At 59.4% G+C, this 14967-nt stretch carries 11 protein-coding genes; 7 read left to right on the forward strand and 4 right to left on the reverse strand.

Going from position 1 to position 14967, the window contains the following annotated elements; translation table 11 throughout:
* The first annotated feature begins 40 nt into the window (after positions 1 to 40).
* Entirely contained in the window at positions 41 to 1237 is a 1197-nt protein-coding gene (locus HY298_07915; GenBank protein ID MBI3850201.1) for a hypothetical protein, read from the forward strand.
* A 46-nt stretch (positions 1238 to 1283) separates the two neighbouring features.
* Positions 1284 to 1676 carry a hypothetical protein gene (locus HY298_07920; protein MBI3850202.1) on the forward strand — a complete coding sequence of 131 codons (393 nt, stop codon included), beginning with the start codon at positions 1284 to 1286 and terminating at the stop codon, positions 1674 to 1676.
* Here the strand turns inward: HY298_07920 and HY298_07925 are convergent.
* The 4 genes from HY298_07925 to HY298_07940 form a co-directional block, all read right to left on the reverse strand.
* Positions 1673 to 2077 (reverse strand): hypothetical protein, encoded by a 405-nt coding sequence (locus tag HY298_07925; protein ID MBI3850203.1) that lies wholly within the window; start codon positions 2075 to 2077, stop codon positions 1673 to 1675. The genes HY298_07920 and HY298_07925 overlap by 4 nt on opposite strands.
* Before the next feature lie 220 nt (positions 2078 to 2297).
* On the reverse strand, positions 2298 to 4823 hold the full coding sequence (locus tag HY298_07930; protein ID MBI3850204.1) for a c-type cytochrome: 2526 nt from the start codon (positions 4821 to 4823) through the stop codon (positions 2298 to 2300).
* A gap of 131 nt (positions 4824 to 4954) precedes the next feature.
* A complete protein-coding gene (locus tag HY298_07935; protein MBI3850205.1) occupies positions 4955 to 5236 on the reverse strand; it encodes a hypothetical protein in 282 nt (93 codons plus the stop codon).
* Between the two features lie 102 nt (positions 5237 to 5338).
* Positions 5339 to 6085: an SDR family oxidoreductase gene (locus HY298_07940; protein MBI3850206.1), complete on the reverse strand. Its 747-nt coding sequence runs from the start codon at positions 6083 to 6085 to the stop codon at positions 5339 to 5341.
* Positions 6086 to 6169: 84 nt separating this feature from the next.
* Between HY298_07940 and HY298_07945 the strand changes: the two genes are divergently transcribed.
* The 5 genes from HY298_07945 to HY298_07965 all read left to right on the forward strand — a co-directional run bounded on the left by HY298_07945 (position 6170) and on the right by HY298_07965 (position 14687).
* A complete protein-coding gene (locus HY298_07945) occupies positions 6170 to 6967 on the forward strand; it encodes a ThuA domain-containing protein (protein MBI3850207.1) in 798 nt (265 codons plus the stop codon).
* A gap of 409 nt (positions 6968 to 7376) precedes the next feature.
* Complete coding sequence (locus tag HY298_07950) at positions 7377 to 8621, forward strand: exo-alpha-sialidase (GenBank protein MBI3850208.1); 1245 nt, start codon at positions 7377 to 7379, stop codon at positions 8619 to 8621.
* A gap of 259 nt (positions 8622 to 8880) precedes the next feature.
* Positions 8881 to 9555, forward strand: a complete 675-nt coding sequence (locus tag HY298_07955) for a sigma-70 family RNA polymerase sigma factor (protein MBI3850209.1) — start codon at positions 8881 to 8883, stop codon at positions 9553 to 9555.
* Positions 9556 to 9628: 73 nt separating this feature from the next.
* Positions 9629 to 13738 carry a protein kinase gene (locus tag HY298_07960; protein MBI3850210.1) on the forward strand — a complete coding sequence of 1370 codons (4110 nt, stop codon included), beginning with the start codon at positions 9629 to 9631 and terminating at the stop codon, positions 13736 to 13738.
* A 25-nt stretch (positions 13739 to 13763) separates the two neighbouring features.
* Positions 13764 to 14687, forward strand: a complete 924-nt coding sequence (locus HY298_07965; protein MBI3850211.1) for a prepilin-type N-terminal cleavage/methylation domain-containing protein — start codon at positions 13764 to 13766, stop codon at positions 14685 to 14687.
* Positions 14688 to 14967 lie beyond the last annotated feature (280 nt).

Consider the following 14967-nt stretch of genomic DNA (forward strand, 5'->3'; position numbering starts at 1 on the left):
ACTTCAAGACAGAAACAGAATCAAACATCTTCGAATTGGAATGAAAAAGGAGCGCAGCCGCCTCGGCTGCATTTCGCCGCGCCCTCGCGGCGAAACCCACTGCGAAAAGCGCATCATTGGGTTGCGTTTTCGCAACCAAAGACCAACGACGAGGGCGTCGTGGGTTGCGCCCGTGGCGGGCGCGCTCCACAATCCGCATTTTTGCATTGCGGAAGGGGAATGCCTGATGCAAAAGGATGGCATGAACAAATCCATTTTAATCGTGGCCGGCCTGCTCGCGTTCGGACTCCGGGAAGCCAGGACAGAAACCAAGGTTGATTTCGCCAAGGACATTCAACCCATCTTGCAAAAATCATGCGTCGAGTGTCATGGGCCAGAGAAGCAAAAGGGCAAGCTGCGTCTCGATTCCAAGGAAGCCACGTTCAAGGGCGGCAAGGACGGCGCGGTCATCGAGCCGGGCAAGGCGGACAAGAGCGAGGTGTATCGCCGCATCAACCTGCCCGCGGGCGACGACGATGTGATGCCGAATAAAGGCGATCTGCTCACCAAGGCGCAGATCGAGTTGATCCGCGATTGGATCAATCAGGGCGCGGTGTGGCCCGACGGAGTTGTGATCGCGAGCATCCCTAAAAAAGAAGACAAGTCTTCAGAAGCGGCGGCGCCCGTGATCCCCAAACTCCCTGATTACAAACCTTCCGCCGCCGAGTTGAAAGCCATCACGAAGCTGGAGTCGATGGGCGTGGCCGTCCGACCCATCGCCATGAACGTGAACTGGCGGGAGGTCAATTTTCGCGCGCAAGGCGCCGACGTGGTGGAGAAGGCGCTCGTGCCGTTGAAGGATGTGTTGGGATTGGTTGATCTCAATCTCGGCGGCACGAAGATCAAGGACGCCGACCTGGCGAACATCAAGAGCTTGGTGAACCTGAACCGATTACATTTGGAGAACACACCGATTACAGACGCCGGTTTGGCGAATCTGAAAGGTTTGACCAATCTGAATTATCTCAATCTCTACGGCACGGCCGTCACCGACGCGGGTCTCAAGCAGCTCGAAGGGTTGACCAAATTGAAACATCTTTATCTGTGGCAGACCAAGACGACCGAGGCTGGCGTGGCGAACCTCAAGAAAACGTTGCCGAATGTTGATGTTTCCACCGGAGCAGAGTTCAAGGAAGTCGCGAAGAAAGAGGAAAAAAAAGAGGAAAAAAAGGATGAGAAGAAGGAAGAAAAGAAGTAAGCCAACGACTAATGCTGCAACGCCGTTTGAATGATTCGGCGGCATCTTGACCTCACCGAAATGGATGGAAACGCCACCCAAAGTCAAACCGGCGAAAAGTCTCCGGGTCGCTGGTCTGCTCAATTTGCTGCTGCCCGGCGCGGGGCAGTGTTATCTTGGTCAACGACTCTTTGGCCTGGTTCTGCTGGTACCGTTCATCGGCTGTTTTGCGGGGGCGCTGGGCATTTTTCTGATCGGCTTCAATCAGTATCTTGAACTGGCGTTGAACGGAAACATTTTGGAGGGGGATCGTCTCGAACGAATCGGCCTGGTCATGCATCCGCGCTGGTTGATCGGGCTGGCGGTTATGGGCGCGGTTCTCTACCTCGTTTCATTCATCGGGCTTTCTTTCGCGCCGCGAGAAAATACATCGGACAAGCCAGGCAACCGCTTGTCTTAGCGCGTCACCACTGCCCCTTCCAGCTCGAAGGGTAATTTTCGTGGCGCGCGCAGCGAGTTTGATGGCATGACGACCATCGGAGGATCAAAACCGGCGCTTTGCATCACTTCGGTGTTGGCGCCAGAAAGGACTTCGACTCCGTTGGCGAGTTCGGTGAGGAGGTTCTCGAGCCGGGTCCGCTGGGCTTGTTGTTCGGTGAGCCGTTCTTGAACGAACAGCAACGCGGCCTTGTAACTCTCGTTCCGGGTCGTTAACTCCTCGATTTCATCCGACAAGCAGGCAACCTGCGATCGGAGCGGAGCATAACTGGAATTGTCGCGCATCGCAGCGCGCACCCGCCGTCCAAGAGCGACGAGTTCCGCGATGTTGAGATTTCCCAAGTGTAATCTGATTCTGGCCATAAGTAGATTTTGTCTGGGTAGTTCATGGGACTTTACTGTCTCTCCGTACAACCATCGGGCATCTTACGGTTGCAAAAAATGAGGCGACCCGAAACCACGAACCCGGTGAGACATGGCCGTGAAAATGAAGTCGTGGCGTCGGTGAATCAAGAGAAACGTATTCACATCTTATTAACAACTTGCCAACAACTGTCTGTTGGCGGGAGCGGATGGCTAATAGTTATTTCCGCGACTGCACGAACGCCATCAGGTCGCGAAAATCCTGGAGGGTCATTCCTTTCTCCAATCCTTCCGGCATGAGCGAAACGTTGGAGGGCGTGTCCGAGACCACTTGCGCCGCCGGAATCCACACGCCTTTGCCGTCCGCCATGATCAGCGTTAACGATCCGTCCGGTCCCTGTCCCGGGCTGATGCCGTTGAAGGTCTGGTTGTCCTTCGTCTCAACCGTGTGCGACACAAACTGCGGCGCGATCTCTTGCGACGGATGCAGGATCGATTGCATGAGTCTTTCCCGATCTGCTCCGCGCGTGATGACCGACAAGTCCGGCCCAACCGCACCGCCGTGATCTTCAATCCGATGACACTTCGCGCAACCGACGACCGGACTAAAGAACACGCGACGACCTGCTTCAACATCACCGGGCTGTGCCAGTGCGCGTCGCCATTCGTCGTCGGACCTGGGTCTGTCCATCCCTTGTAGGCCGTGCAGAGCGAACTGCAACTGTTGGGTCGAATCGGTTTCACGTTGATCGTTGCGGATGGAGTCGAGTTTCTTTTCGAGCGCCGTGCGCACGCGAGACTCCGAAGCAGCCAGGCGCAACGCCCGCGCCGTTTCAACTCGCACAGCCGATGACGGATCGTCGAGCAACGGTGTGAGGGAAGCCACGTCTTGCGGCGATTGGCTGGCCATTGCAACAATCGCCTCGGCCCGCAACTCAGGTGGATTTTTGTTGTCGCGCGCAACCGCGTTCAAAACCGCTGCGACATTTGTATTCGTCGTCCCGGCAAGGCTTCTCACAGCTTCTATGCGCAGTTGGGTTTCGCCCTTGTGCGCCGGGTTGGTGAGCAAGTCGATGAATTGTCCTTCGTCCGGTTTCGTTTCCAGCTCGATGATCTGAATGCTCTGGCTTCCGTCAGTCCGGCTGCCGGTTGCGGGCAACGCGAACGAATTTGACCCGCCGACCGCAGGTTTTGCGCCGGTCAGAATTTGCGAGGCCGCCGTGTACGCGCGCAGCAACGAAGGCGAGACTGGACCAGCAGACAAAGCTGGATTCAGCCGGTTTGTCAGCGGCGACAGATTATCTTCCCCCGCCCAAATCAAGGCCATCAACCGGATCTGTTGATCCGGGTCGGCTAGATATTTGTCGAGTAACAGAATGGCGTCGCGGTACTTCGCCTGACGCAGCGCCAGCAATGCGCCGAGCCGGGTTTGCGGATTTCTGGAATCGAGCTCGCGCAAAAGCATTTCGCGATGCACGGGCTGGGCGAGCGTGCTGATTGCAGCGGAGCGAATGAACGGATCGCGGTCAGCCAACGCGCGAATTAGCTCGGAGAATTTCGCGTCGGCGCGAAGCAGGCGGTTCATTCGTTCACGGTCTGCGTTGTGAACGTCCTTGGACTTCTCGCTTGGTTTCGTCTTGATGTCCGCCTTGGTAGTCAACCGCCAGATACGTCCTTTCTGATGGACGGAGTAATTGCGATCCACCCAGTCTGTGAAATAAATGCTGCCGTCCGGTGCCGCGGCGATGGCAACGGGCCGAAACCATTCGTCGCCTTCGACCAGCGCTTCGCGGTCCGCCCGCAGCGAAGCGCCAAAGGGTGTTGTCCGAAAGAGTTCCAGCCGATGATCGCCCCAGGATGTGACCAGCAGCGCGTCGTGGTAATCAGCCGGCAGCCGCGCGTGCGCGCAATCGAGAATGCCCGACGGCGCTTCACCCGTGCCGGCGATCATTGGCAACGTACCGGGCAGTTCGCCGTTCCACGCCGTGAACGGATGCAGCCCGCTCCGCCCGTATCGAAACTTGAAACCGTAGTCGCCGTGTATCACCACGTCCAACAAACGACACGGCGGACGCGAGTCGGGATCGTTATCGACTGCGAGGAGAAAATCGTTCTTGTAAAACGCGAGCGCGAACGGATTCCAAAAGCCGGTGGCGACGTGTTGGAGCTTACTGCCATCGGGGCGACAACGAAAAACATTGCCGCCTTCGCCGCCTCCGGTGTGCGAATTGCCATCGCTTCCTTTGAGCGTGTATTCCACTCCGAGATTCTCGCCCATGCCGACGTAGAGCCAGCCGTCACTCGAAAAGGCGATTCCGCCGAGGCCGTTATGGGGATAATCACCGGGCGTTTTCATTTCGAGGATGGTCGTGCGCGACTCGCTGACCCCGTCACCGTCCTTTTCGTGCAACGCGATCACTCCGTTGCGATGCGTCAGATAAAGTTGGCCGTCCGGCGAGAATGCGAGATTCATCGCGTGGTGGAAACCGCCGGCGAAGATGGACGGTGCATTGCTCGTGGCGGTTGCCGGCTGAAACAGTTTCACGCGATCGAATTTCGGGCCGGGGTAATCGGCGGGTGGGAAGTGCGTGTGCGATTCGAGGACGAAGATGCGCCCGCGCTGATCAATCGCCAGTCCAACGGGCGTCATGATGTTCGGTTCAGAGGCGAACAAACTGATTTCGAGCCGAGAATCGTTGACCGTCGGCGTTTTGATTGGCGCGCCGAGGCTAAGGCTAGGTAACAAACAGGCCAACAGCGCTATAGCCAATGCGAACCGTCGCGGAGTCATACGCGAAGTATTAAGAAGACAGCGACGAATGTCGATGCTTTGGAGAGTCAGTCTATCGCTCTTGCTAAGACAAGTCGCATTGTGAATCACTTGTTTGCGAAGTCTCGAATACTGGCCACCCAATAAAGTGTCAGGGGCGTCATAATCATCAGGGCAATCAGCCAGAGCACTGCAACGTATGTTTCGACGACTCCCATCTCGTCAATGTCCAGCACCGCGTTGACGGCGCACAGCAAGCCGATAACCATCGCGGCTGCAAGCATCAATGCTCCGTCGAAAGTCACGGGGATGCTGCTGACACAAACGGCTGCTATAACCACGAGCATCGAAATCCAAAGTTCGCGTCGGTTTGCGGCGACAACCTTCATATGCGCGTCCAGTGCGGCAAAGCTGGACCAACATCGCGGCTAAATCAAGCTGACTGTCGAGCTTTCTCTCACAGAGTCCAGACCCGATTCGCGCCGTCTGCTTCACCCATGAACCCAGCCGCGTTCCACCAATATTTCCTGACCAGTGATCGCGCGGCTGGCATCACTTGCCAGAAACACCACCACGTTGGCGATTTCCTCCGGCTGAATCAGGTCAGGAATGGATTGGGATTTGCGAACGAATCGCTTGATGGCAGGCGTCACGAATTGCCGCAACTGGCGTTCGGTCATCACCCAGCCGGGCGAAACGGCGTTGACCCGAATGCGACGCGGGCCAAGTTCGCGCGCTACCGAACGCGTGAAGCCAATCACGCCTCCCTTTGTCGCCACGTAGGCGCTCATGTTGACGGGCGAGTTGCGAAACGTGATGGAAGCGAGATTGATAATTGAACCGCCCCGGGGCATGAACCGAACAGCTTCACGACAGGTCAGAAAGTAAGCGCGCAGGTTTCGCGCGAAGAGACGGTCCCAATTTGCCACCGATGTTTTCTCCAAGGCCATCCGCGGGTCTTTGGCCGCGTTGTTGATCAGCACATCGATGCGTTTCCAGCGCGCGCCGATTTGTTTGACCCAACGGCAGACTTCGTTTTCCTTCATCACATCGACTTTCTGGAAAACGATTTCGCCGCCCAACTCCTTCGCCAAAGCCCGGCCCGCCTTCACATCCACGTCACAAAAGCAAACCCGCGCGTCCTGTTCGTGAAAGGCGCGGACGATGGCTTCGCCGATGCCGTTCGCACCACCCGTCACGAGGACAATTTGATTTCCAAGTTCAGAATACTTCGCCATAGACGATTGGTTACGCCTGTTTGATTTCGTCGTCAGCAACATTCTTCTGGAGCGGACAACGGGTGGATGCTATGAAATCCAGCCATGACAAAAGTGTTTTATCCCGTCCAGCGATTGGCTTCCCGTTTTGCTTTCCTGATGTTGTTTGTCGGAATGTCAGCGTGCGCCCCCATGGAACTCGATGCCGCACAGAAACCGTTGAGGGGGCTTTTCCTCACCGGAGGCGGTTATCATGATTACGAAAAACTTGCTCCTTACTTGACCACCAACATCAGCCAGTTGGTCAATGTGTCGTTTGACGTGAGTTTCGATCTGAATGTTTTGAAAGATGAAAAGTTCGCGGATGCCTATGATGTCGTGGTTTATGACGTTTGTTTTGACGAGGCGGATTCCGCGCTGCTGGAGAACGCGCTCAAGGTCACGCGCGCCGGCAAGCCGACGGTCATGATTCATTGCGCGGTGCACGCCTTCCGCCGTTCCGACAAAGTTCGTGAATGGGAGAATTGCTGCGGCATGAGGTCCAAGGTGCACGATCCCTATCAAGCATTTGCCACGGAGAAACTTGATAAGAATCATCCGCTGATGAAGAACTTTCCCGACGATTGGAAAACTCCCGGCGACGAATTATATCAAACAATCGAATTGATTCAGGGTTCGCATCCTCTGTTGAAGGCAAAGAGTCCGCGTGACGGTCGCGAGCATATTGTCTGCTGGACGCATGATTATGGCAAAGGGCATGTTTTCGCCACGACGCTCGGTCATGACATGAAGACCGCGCAATCCCCGGACTATCTTCGTCTGCTCGCCAACGGAATTCTGTGGGCCTGCGACAAACTGGACAAGGACGGGAAACCTGCGGCAGGTTTTTCCGTGTCTAAATAATGGCGCTGAACCTTCGCTGTGACGCCACTCAGTCGTAACGATGCAGACACACGAACCCATCACCCATGAACCTGCACCCACCGACCCACCCCAGACCCCTCCCAAGAGGGGAACAATCCACCGTGCGCTGCTCCCCTCCTGGGAGGGGTCGGGGGTGGGTTCATGGGCCGATTCGCGTACTCTAGTTCATGGAATCTCACTCCGGCAGAGCGGAGAGTTGCCCAAGAGAATTATGAAAAGAATAAGCTTATACCAACAGTGGGTGAAGAGCGGTAGAATGAACGACCAGCCCCGTACCCGACCTTCGACCACCCGCTCCCCATCGGATGGGGAGAGGGACAGGGTGAGGGGCCGCTTGACTGGTTTTACCGACAATCACAGGCAATTGATATTATTCCTGTCGGTCCTTATGGCGCTGTTCTCGCTGAACTCGCTTCCACAAAACGTACTGGCCGCGCCGCGCAACATTGATGCTCCGTTTCTCGAATCGGAAATCATTTTCCCACTCGAACACTGGCACAACCATGGTTCCTGCATCGTCGAAGCGCCCAACGGCGATTTGATCGTGTGCTGGTTTCACGGTTCAGGTGAGCGCACAGCCGACGATGTGAAGATCGAAGGCGCGCGCAAACGCAAGGGCGCCAAGGCCTGGAGCAAACGCTTCACGATGGCCGACACGCCGGAGTTTCCCGACACCAACTGCTGCATGTTCGTTGACCCGCAAGGCCGCCTCTGGTTGCTCTGGCCCGCGATCCTCGCAAACCAATGGGAATCGGCTTTGATGCGCTACCGGATTTCGTCGGACTATCGTGGCGACGGCCCGCCGAAATGGAATGTCAATGAACTGATGCTGCTCAAACCCGGCAAGGAATTCGGCGACGCCGTGACCAACTACCTGCAACAAGCGGAGGAAAAGCTTTCATCGCAACCCGAAGCCGCTCGTCAGCGCATCCAGGCCTACTTCAACCGGATGCGCGAACGCACGAACGACAAACTTTCCAGACGCCTCGGCTGGTTTACGCGCGCCCATCCGTTCGTCCTCGATGGGAAACGATTGATCGTGCCGCTCTATTCCGATGGCTTTTCGTTTTCATTGATGGCTATCACGGATGACTGGGGCGCGACCTGGCACACGAGCGCGCCGTTGATCGGCGCGGGCAATATTCAACCCAGCATCGTGCAGCGCAAAGACGGTTCGCTTTACACGCTAATGCGCGACAACGGCCCGCCGCCCAAGCGTCTTCACCAAAGTGAATCGCATGATCGCGGCGAAACGTGGAGTCCGGTGACCGACAGCGAGCAGCCGAATCCCGGCTCCGGTGCGGAAATCAATTCGCTCAAGAACGGCCACTGGATTCTCATCAGCAACGACACCGAACGCGGACGCAACAGTCTGGCCGTGCAGATTTCTGACGACGAAGGCAAAACCTGGAAATGGAAACGCCATCTCGAATACGACCCGCCCGGACCGGACGCCGGTTCATTCCACTACCCGAGCATCATTCAAGCAAAGGATGGCACGCTGCACGCGAGCTACAGTTATTTTCTTGGCAAGAAGGAAGTCGGCAAAGACGCCGACGGCCAACCAGCGCGCAAATCGATCAAGCACGCACACTTCAACGAAGCGTGGGTGATGCGGGGCGACGCGCGCTGACCGCCACTTCGCCGGTCGCCGGAGCGCGGACAGCCTTGTCCGCGTGATGACTTCAAGCTTTCGAGAACTTGCGGACAAGGCTGTCCGCGCTCCGCAGCGACATGGGCACGATGCCCGGCAACGAGCCGTGGAGTTCTCCTCAAGAACGGGCTTGACGCCGGCCTTTCGAGGGGCGCAGGCTGCCGGGTAGAATCCTGTGTCAGCAGATACTCAGACGAACCTGGGACCTGCAATTTTCGCCACAACGCACTGGAGCGTCGTGCTGGCGGCGCAGGCGGCGCACACACCGCATGCGGCCGAAGCCTTGGAGCAACTTTGCCGGACCTATTGGTATCCCCTCTATGCCTACGTGCGGCGGGAGGGTTCCAGTGCCCCGGATGCCCAGGACCTGACGCAGGAATTCTTCGCCCGTTTGCTGCAGAAAAACTATCTCGCCCAGGTCGAACGCCAGAAAGGCAAGTTCCGCTCATTTCTCCTCGCGGCGTTGCGCCACTTTCTCGCCGATCAACGGGACCGCGCCCGGGCCGTGAAGCGCGGCGGCGGAGCCGACTGCCTTTCCCTGGACGCGCAAACCGCCGAAGAGCGCTATCGCCTCGAACCGGTGGACCGCATGGACGCCGAGAAAATCTACGAGCGCCGCTGGGCGATGACCTTGCTCGAGCAGGCGCTGACCCGGCTGCGCGACGAAAATGTCGCGGTGGGCAAAACCGAGCAGTTCGGGCGCTTGAAAGATTTCGTGGCGGGCGAAAGCGACGTCTCGTGTGGTGAGGCTGCCGCTCAACTGGGACTCACGGAGAGCGCGGTGAAATCCGTCCTGCACCGCCTCCGGCAGCGTTATCGCGAGTTGGTGCGCGAGGAGGTTGCGCACACCGTGGCTGACCCCGCACAGATTGACACCGAGCTTCGTTACCTGATCGCGGTGCTGAGCCAGTAAATTCGCGCGCAACTTTTCGTCCGATTTGCCTCTGTAAGAGAGTGAGGCGGCTGACTGAGTCGCCCAAACAGTTATGCCGAAGAACCGAACCTGTCCCAACTGCGGGCAGCCTTTGCCCGAAGACGCACTGGACGGAGTTTGCCCGGTGTGCTCGCTCCGCAGCGCGCTCAAGTTCGGCTCAAGCGTCGCCCCAACTGAAGTCCACCGTCAACCCTCAACCCTCAACCCTCAACCCTTCACCCGCGATTTCGGCGACTATGAACTCCTAGAGGAGATTGCGCGCGGCGGGATGGGCATCGTCTATAAGGCCCGCCAGAAAAGCCTCGACCGCATTGTCGCGCTCAAGCTGCTCCTGTTCGGACCGCAGGCCAGCCCGGAGTTCGCCAAACGCTTCCGCGCCGAAGCCGTCCTCGCCGCCAGCCTGCAACATCCCAACATCGTCGCCATCCACGAAGTCGGCGCGCACGAGGGCCAGCAATTCTTCGTCATGGACTACGTGGCGGGACCGAGCCTGGCCCAACTGGTCGGCCACCAGCCCTTGCCCGCCCGGCGCGCGGCCAGCTACCTGAAGACCGTTGCCGAAGCGATTCACTACGCCCACGAACGCGGCATCCTGCACCGCGACCTGAAGCCGTCGAACGTCCTCATTGATGCCAATGACCAGCCGCGCGTGACCGACTTCGGGCTGGCTAGGCAACTGACCGACTCTCAACTCTCAACTCTCAACCCTCAACTCACACTGTCCGGCCAGGTGCTCGGTTCGCCAAACTACATTCCCCCGGAGCAGGCGCTGGGCAAACGCGGCAAGGTCTCCCGGCAAAGTGACGTGTATGCGTTGGGCGCGATGTTGTATCACCTGCTGACGGGCCGGCCGCCGTTTCAGGGCGAAACGCTGACGGACACGTTGCAGCAGGTGCTGAACACCGAACCGCTCGCGCCGCGCCTGTTGAATCCCAGCGCGCCGCGGGACTTGGAAACGATTTGCCTGAAGTGCCTGGAGAAGGAGCCGGTGCGCCGGTATGCGACGGCTCAGGCGCTGGCGGATGAACTGGAGCGTTTTCTAAACGGCCATCCGGTGCTTGCGCGGCCCATCGGCCTTGCCGGCAAGGCGTGGCGCCGGTGTCGGCGGCAGCCGGTGCGGGCGGGGTTGGCCGCCGCCTTGGTCGTGGTGTTCGTGGCGGGAATCGCCGGTGTGCTCTGGCAATGGCGGCGGGCGGAACACAATGCCGAAGCGGAGGCTGTCCAGCGCCAGGCCGCCGTTGACGCCAGAGGCGATGCGGAGCACCGCGAATATGCCGCCAACATCGCTCTGGCGCAGGGCTTGATTCAGGCTCACCAGTTTGGTCGTGCACGGGACACTTTGCTGGCGCGCACACCGGAGTCTTATCGCGGTTGGGAATGGGGCTGGCTCCTGCGAAGCTGCAATCAAGACCTGATGACCCTGTCCGACAATCCCTCCCTTGGGATGACGGCGTCGTTCAGTCCGGACTCGCGATTCCTGGTTACGGCGAGTCTCCATCCGGTGATTTGGATTTGGGACCTCACGACCGGCAAAGCAATCCGCTCGCTCCGCGGCCACACCGGCGTCGCCGACATCACGCCGTTCAGCCCGGACGGCCGACACCTGTGTAGCTTCGGATGGGCGGGCGGCGACACGACGGTCCGGGTCTGGGAAATGGAAACAGGCCAGCCGGCGTTCGCGCCGCTGGTGCATCCAGACGCTGCCTTTTATGCCGCCTTCAGCCGGGACGGTCGGCGTTTGGTTACGGCTTGTGCTGATGGCCAGGTGCGCGTTTTCGACGCCGCGACCGGCGCGGACACCGGTTTAACCAACGACTATGGCGATGCGGTCTATTGCGCTGAGTTCAGCCCGGATGGCCGCCGAATCGCCTATGCCGGCGGCTCCCATTTGTGGACCGGGAGCCAGGACACCACGATCCGCATCTGGAATCTCCCCACCGGCGAGACCAGACGGTTGGTGGGTCATGCGCAGGAGGTTTCCTGCGTGGCTTGGAGTCCGGACGGCTCCCTGCTCGTCAGTTGTGGCTGGGAGGGAAAGATCAAGGTTTGGGACCCCGAGTCCGGACGCGAACTGCCACCCTTTGAGGCTTCGCCGAAACAACGCGTCATCCCCCACGTTGCGTTTAGCCCCGACGGTCGGCTCCTCGGCGCGGTGGGTGTGGATGATCCGCTTCCGACCGCGCGCGCGACCCTGTTCGATGTGCGGACGCGGCGGGTCGTGCGGGAGTTGGCCGGACATTCGCTGGTCGTTTTCAACATTCGTTTCAGCCCGGACGGCCAGTATGTCGCCACGGCATCGTTGGATCGCACGGTCAAAATCTGGCCGGTAGCTCCGCTGCCGCCCTTCGTCACCTTGGAAGGCCACGGCCAAACTGTCTGGGCGGCGGCGTTTTCACCGGATGGCCAGCGCGTCGCGACGGGCAGCCTCGACCAGACCGCCCGGATCTGGGACGCGAAGAACGGCGCCCTGCTGCGCACGTTCGTGGTTCGCTTCCCGGTGGTGAGCCTGGCTTTCAGTCACGACAGCAAGCGGCTGGCGACGGTCGGCCCGGACAACACCGCGTGCGTATGGGACGTTCAAACGCCCCCTGAAATCCGTAGCAGCCGACGTGAGGAGGCTCCAACTGAAAAATCCGAAATCCGAAATCCGAAATCCGAAACTGAACAGAGCCTCCTTACGTCGGCTGCTACGAGTACTGAACTCCTTCGCTTGCGCGGCCACACTCGCGCGGTGCTGAGCGTTGCGTGGAGCACGAACGACCAGTGGATCGCCACCGGCAGCAAGGACAAGACGGCCAGGATTTGGAACGCCAACACGGGCGCAGAACGCCTGACCTTGGCCGGGCACGAGGACGCAGTCCAGGCCGTGGCCTTCTCCCCCGACGGCAACACTCTGGCCACCGGCAGCGCCGACGGCACGGCGCGGCTTTGGTCCGTCTCGTCGGGCCAGCGCCTTCGTTTGCTCACCAACCACACCAACGAGGTTCTTTCTCTCGCCTTCAGTCCGGACGGCAATCTGCTCGCCACTGGCAGCGATGATAAGTCCGCACGGCTGTGGGACACCCGTACCGGCCAGCCAGTCCATGTCCTGTCCGGGCACATCAACGGTGTAACTTCGGTTGCCTTCAGCCCCGACGGGCAGCGGTTGGTCACCACGGCCAGCGGCACGGGACTCGATGCCAATATCACTCGCGATATGCGGGTCTTCTTCTGGGATGTGGCGTCGGGCCGCCAACTCCTCACTCTCCCGTCACACGACAATGCCGTCTATGCCGCGGCCTTCAGCCCGGACGGAAAGCGCCTGGTCACGGCCAGCGGCGACAATACCGCGCGCATTTGGACGGCGTTTCCCTGGCGATCCACCGATTACCCGGGCGATTCAAGTGTCGGCATGTCCACCCGGATTGAGGAGTTCAAACGCCAGTTTTGGCGAGCCGCGATTTCCACCCAAAAGGCGGCGGACGCCATCGGTCGCTCCTGGACGAACGGTTTCCGCGTCTATCAACACGCCCTTGGCGAGATGCATCTGCCACCGCCCGGCAGCAAGACCCAGCCGTTGTTCCCGATGCCCCCACGCCCGGCCCAAGCCAGCTCGAACCAGATTGATTTGACCGACGCCTACAACGTCGCGTTGAACGAGTCGTGGCAGGCCATCGGCAACCTGGCAGACGTGGACCGCGATTTGAGCGCATTGCCTGCGGGACTCCAGACCTTTGCCGGCGTGCCATTCGATGTCCGCGGCTTCGTCCAACTGTGCGGCCTCGCGCCCGATTCCGAACTCTATCCGGATCGGGTGGCCATCCCGGTGAAGCAAGTTTTCACACGCCTTCATGTGCTGCACGGAACGACCTGGTTCGAGCGGCAGGGTCGCGAGATCGGCGCCTTCGTGTTCCACTATGCCAACGGCGAGGTCACGGAACTGCCCATCGTGTTTGGAGAACACCTGCGGGGCGAGCATCCTCGCCACGATCCCAAGTCGGAATGTCCAAACGGCCAACTCGTGTGGGGGGCAGGGGCCTCCGCGGATCCTGCCGACAACCGCCCACGGCTTTACGTGACGACGTTCGTCAATCCCAACCCGGCATTGGAAGTCGTGCGGATTGATTATGTTTCCAAGTTGACGCGGTGCGGCCCTTTGCTGGTCGGGCTGACGGTCGAGTGACTCAAAGCCAACCATCAGTTAAACCATGAAAACAAACACAGCTCCAATGGCGATGTGGTGTTGGAGGTGTCGGTCTTTCGCGCACGGACCGGCCTTCAGCGTTCGTAGTCGCGGAGCGTTTCGGCCACAGTGTTTCCACTCCGGCTTCACCCTCATCGAATTACTCGTCGTCATCGCGATCATTGCCATTCTCGCTGCGCTGCTCTTGCCGGCGTTGCAGCGGGCCAAGGTCAAGGCGCAGGGCATCGCGTGTGTGAACAACCTCCGGCAGCTCCAGTCCTGCTGGGTGATGTACTGCCACGATAATGACGACGGGCTGCCGCCCAATACGCCGGTGACCACCAGTTATGCAAGTCGCGCCCCCTTGTCGTCCACGTCAAACTCGTGGGTGGCTGGCAATGCTTGGACGGACACCACCACCGATAACCTCCAACGCGGCCTTTTGTTCCGCTACAACAATTCGCCAGGCATTTATCGCTGCCCGGCCGACAAGTCCACCGTCCGCGACCAAGGCATCATCCTTCGCACCCGCAGTTATTCGATGAGCTGGTACATGAACCAGTGGCCCGATCCAGGCCAATTTTATTACCCTTACGATTGGCATCGGCTCAGTCAGATTCACAATCCAGGCCCGGCCCAGGCCCTCGTGTTCGTGGATGAGCACGAGAACACCATCCACTGCGGCATGTTCGCGCTCAACCACCCGGACTACTTGGATTTTTGGGGGGGCGTGTGGGCGTGGCTCGATTCCCCGGCCACGCGCCACGGCAACGCCGGCACGGTGAGCTTTGCCGATGGACATGCCGAAGTGTGGCATTGGAAGGAAGCGACGACGCTCAAGCCACCGAAGGCGAATCCCTGGCCGGATTTCAAACCCGCCGTGCCCAACACCGATCGTGACCTGGGCCGTTTCTTCCGCGCCCTTCCCGCAAAGGTGCCGATTCCGTGAGGTCGTGGCGTTGGTTGTCGCGAAGCGTTTGGACTGCGCCGATTCATCGGCGCTTTTGGTTACGGACATGGGGCGAGCCTGACAAGAAGCGAAAGCGGCGCTGAAGCGCACGCAGTCCAAACGCTGGCGCGCCATTGTCGGCCCCTTTCCCCGCCAGCCCCGTGCGATAGGGCTTGGCGACCGTGTCGGCGACAGGCGGACAGTTATCTCACGGGGCCAGCTTCCGCACTCCTCCTCTGGTTGGCTTCCGCAAGATTCTCGAAACTTTTCCGCACCTGTT

The organism is Verrucomicrobiota bacterium, from assembly GCA_016200005.1.
Taxonomy (GTDB): Bacteria; Verrucomicrobiota; Verrucomicrobiia; order Limisphaerales; family PALSA-1396; genus PALSA-1396.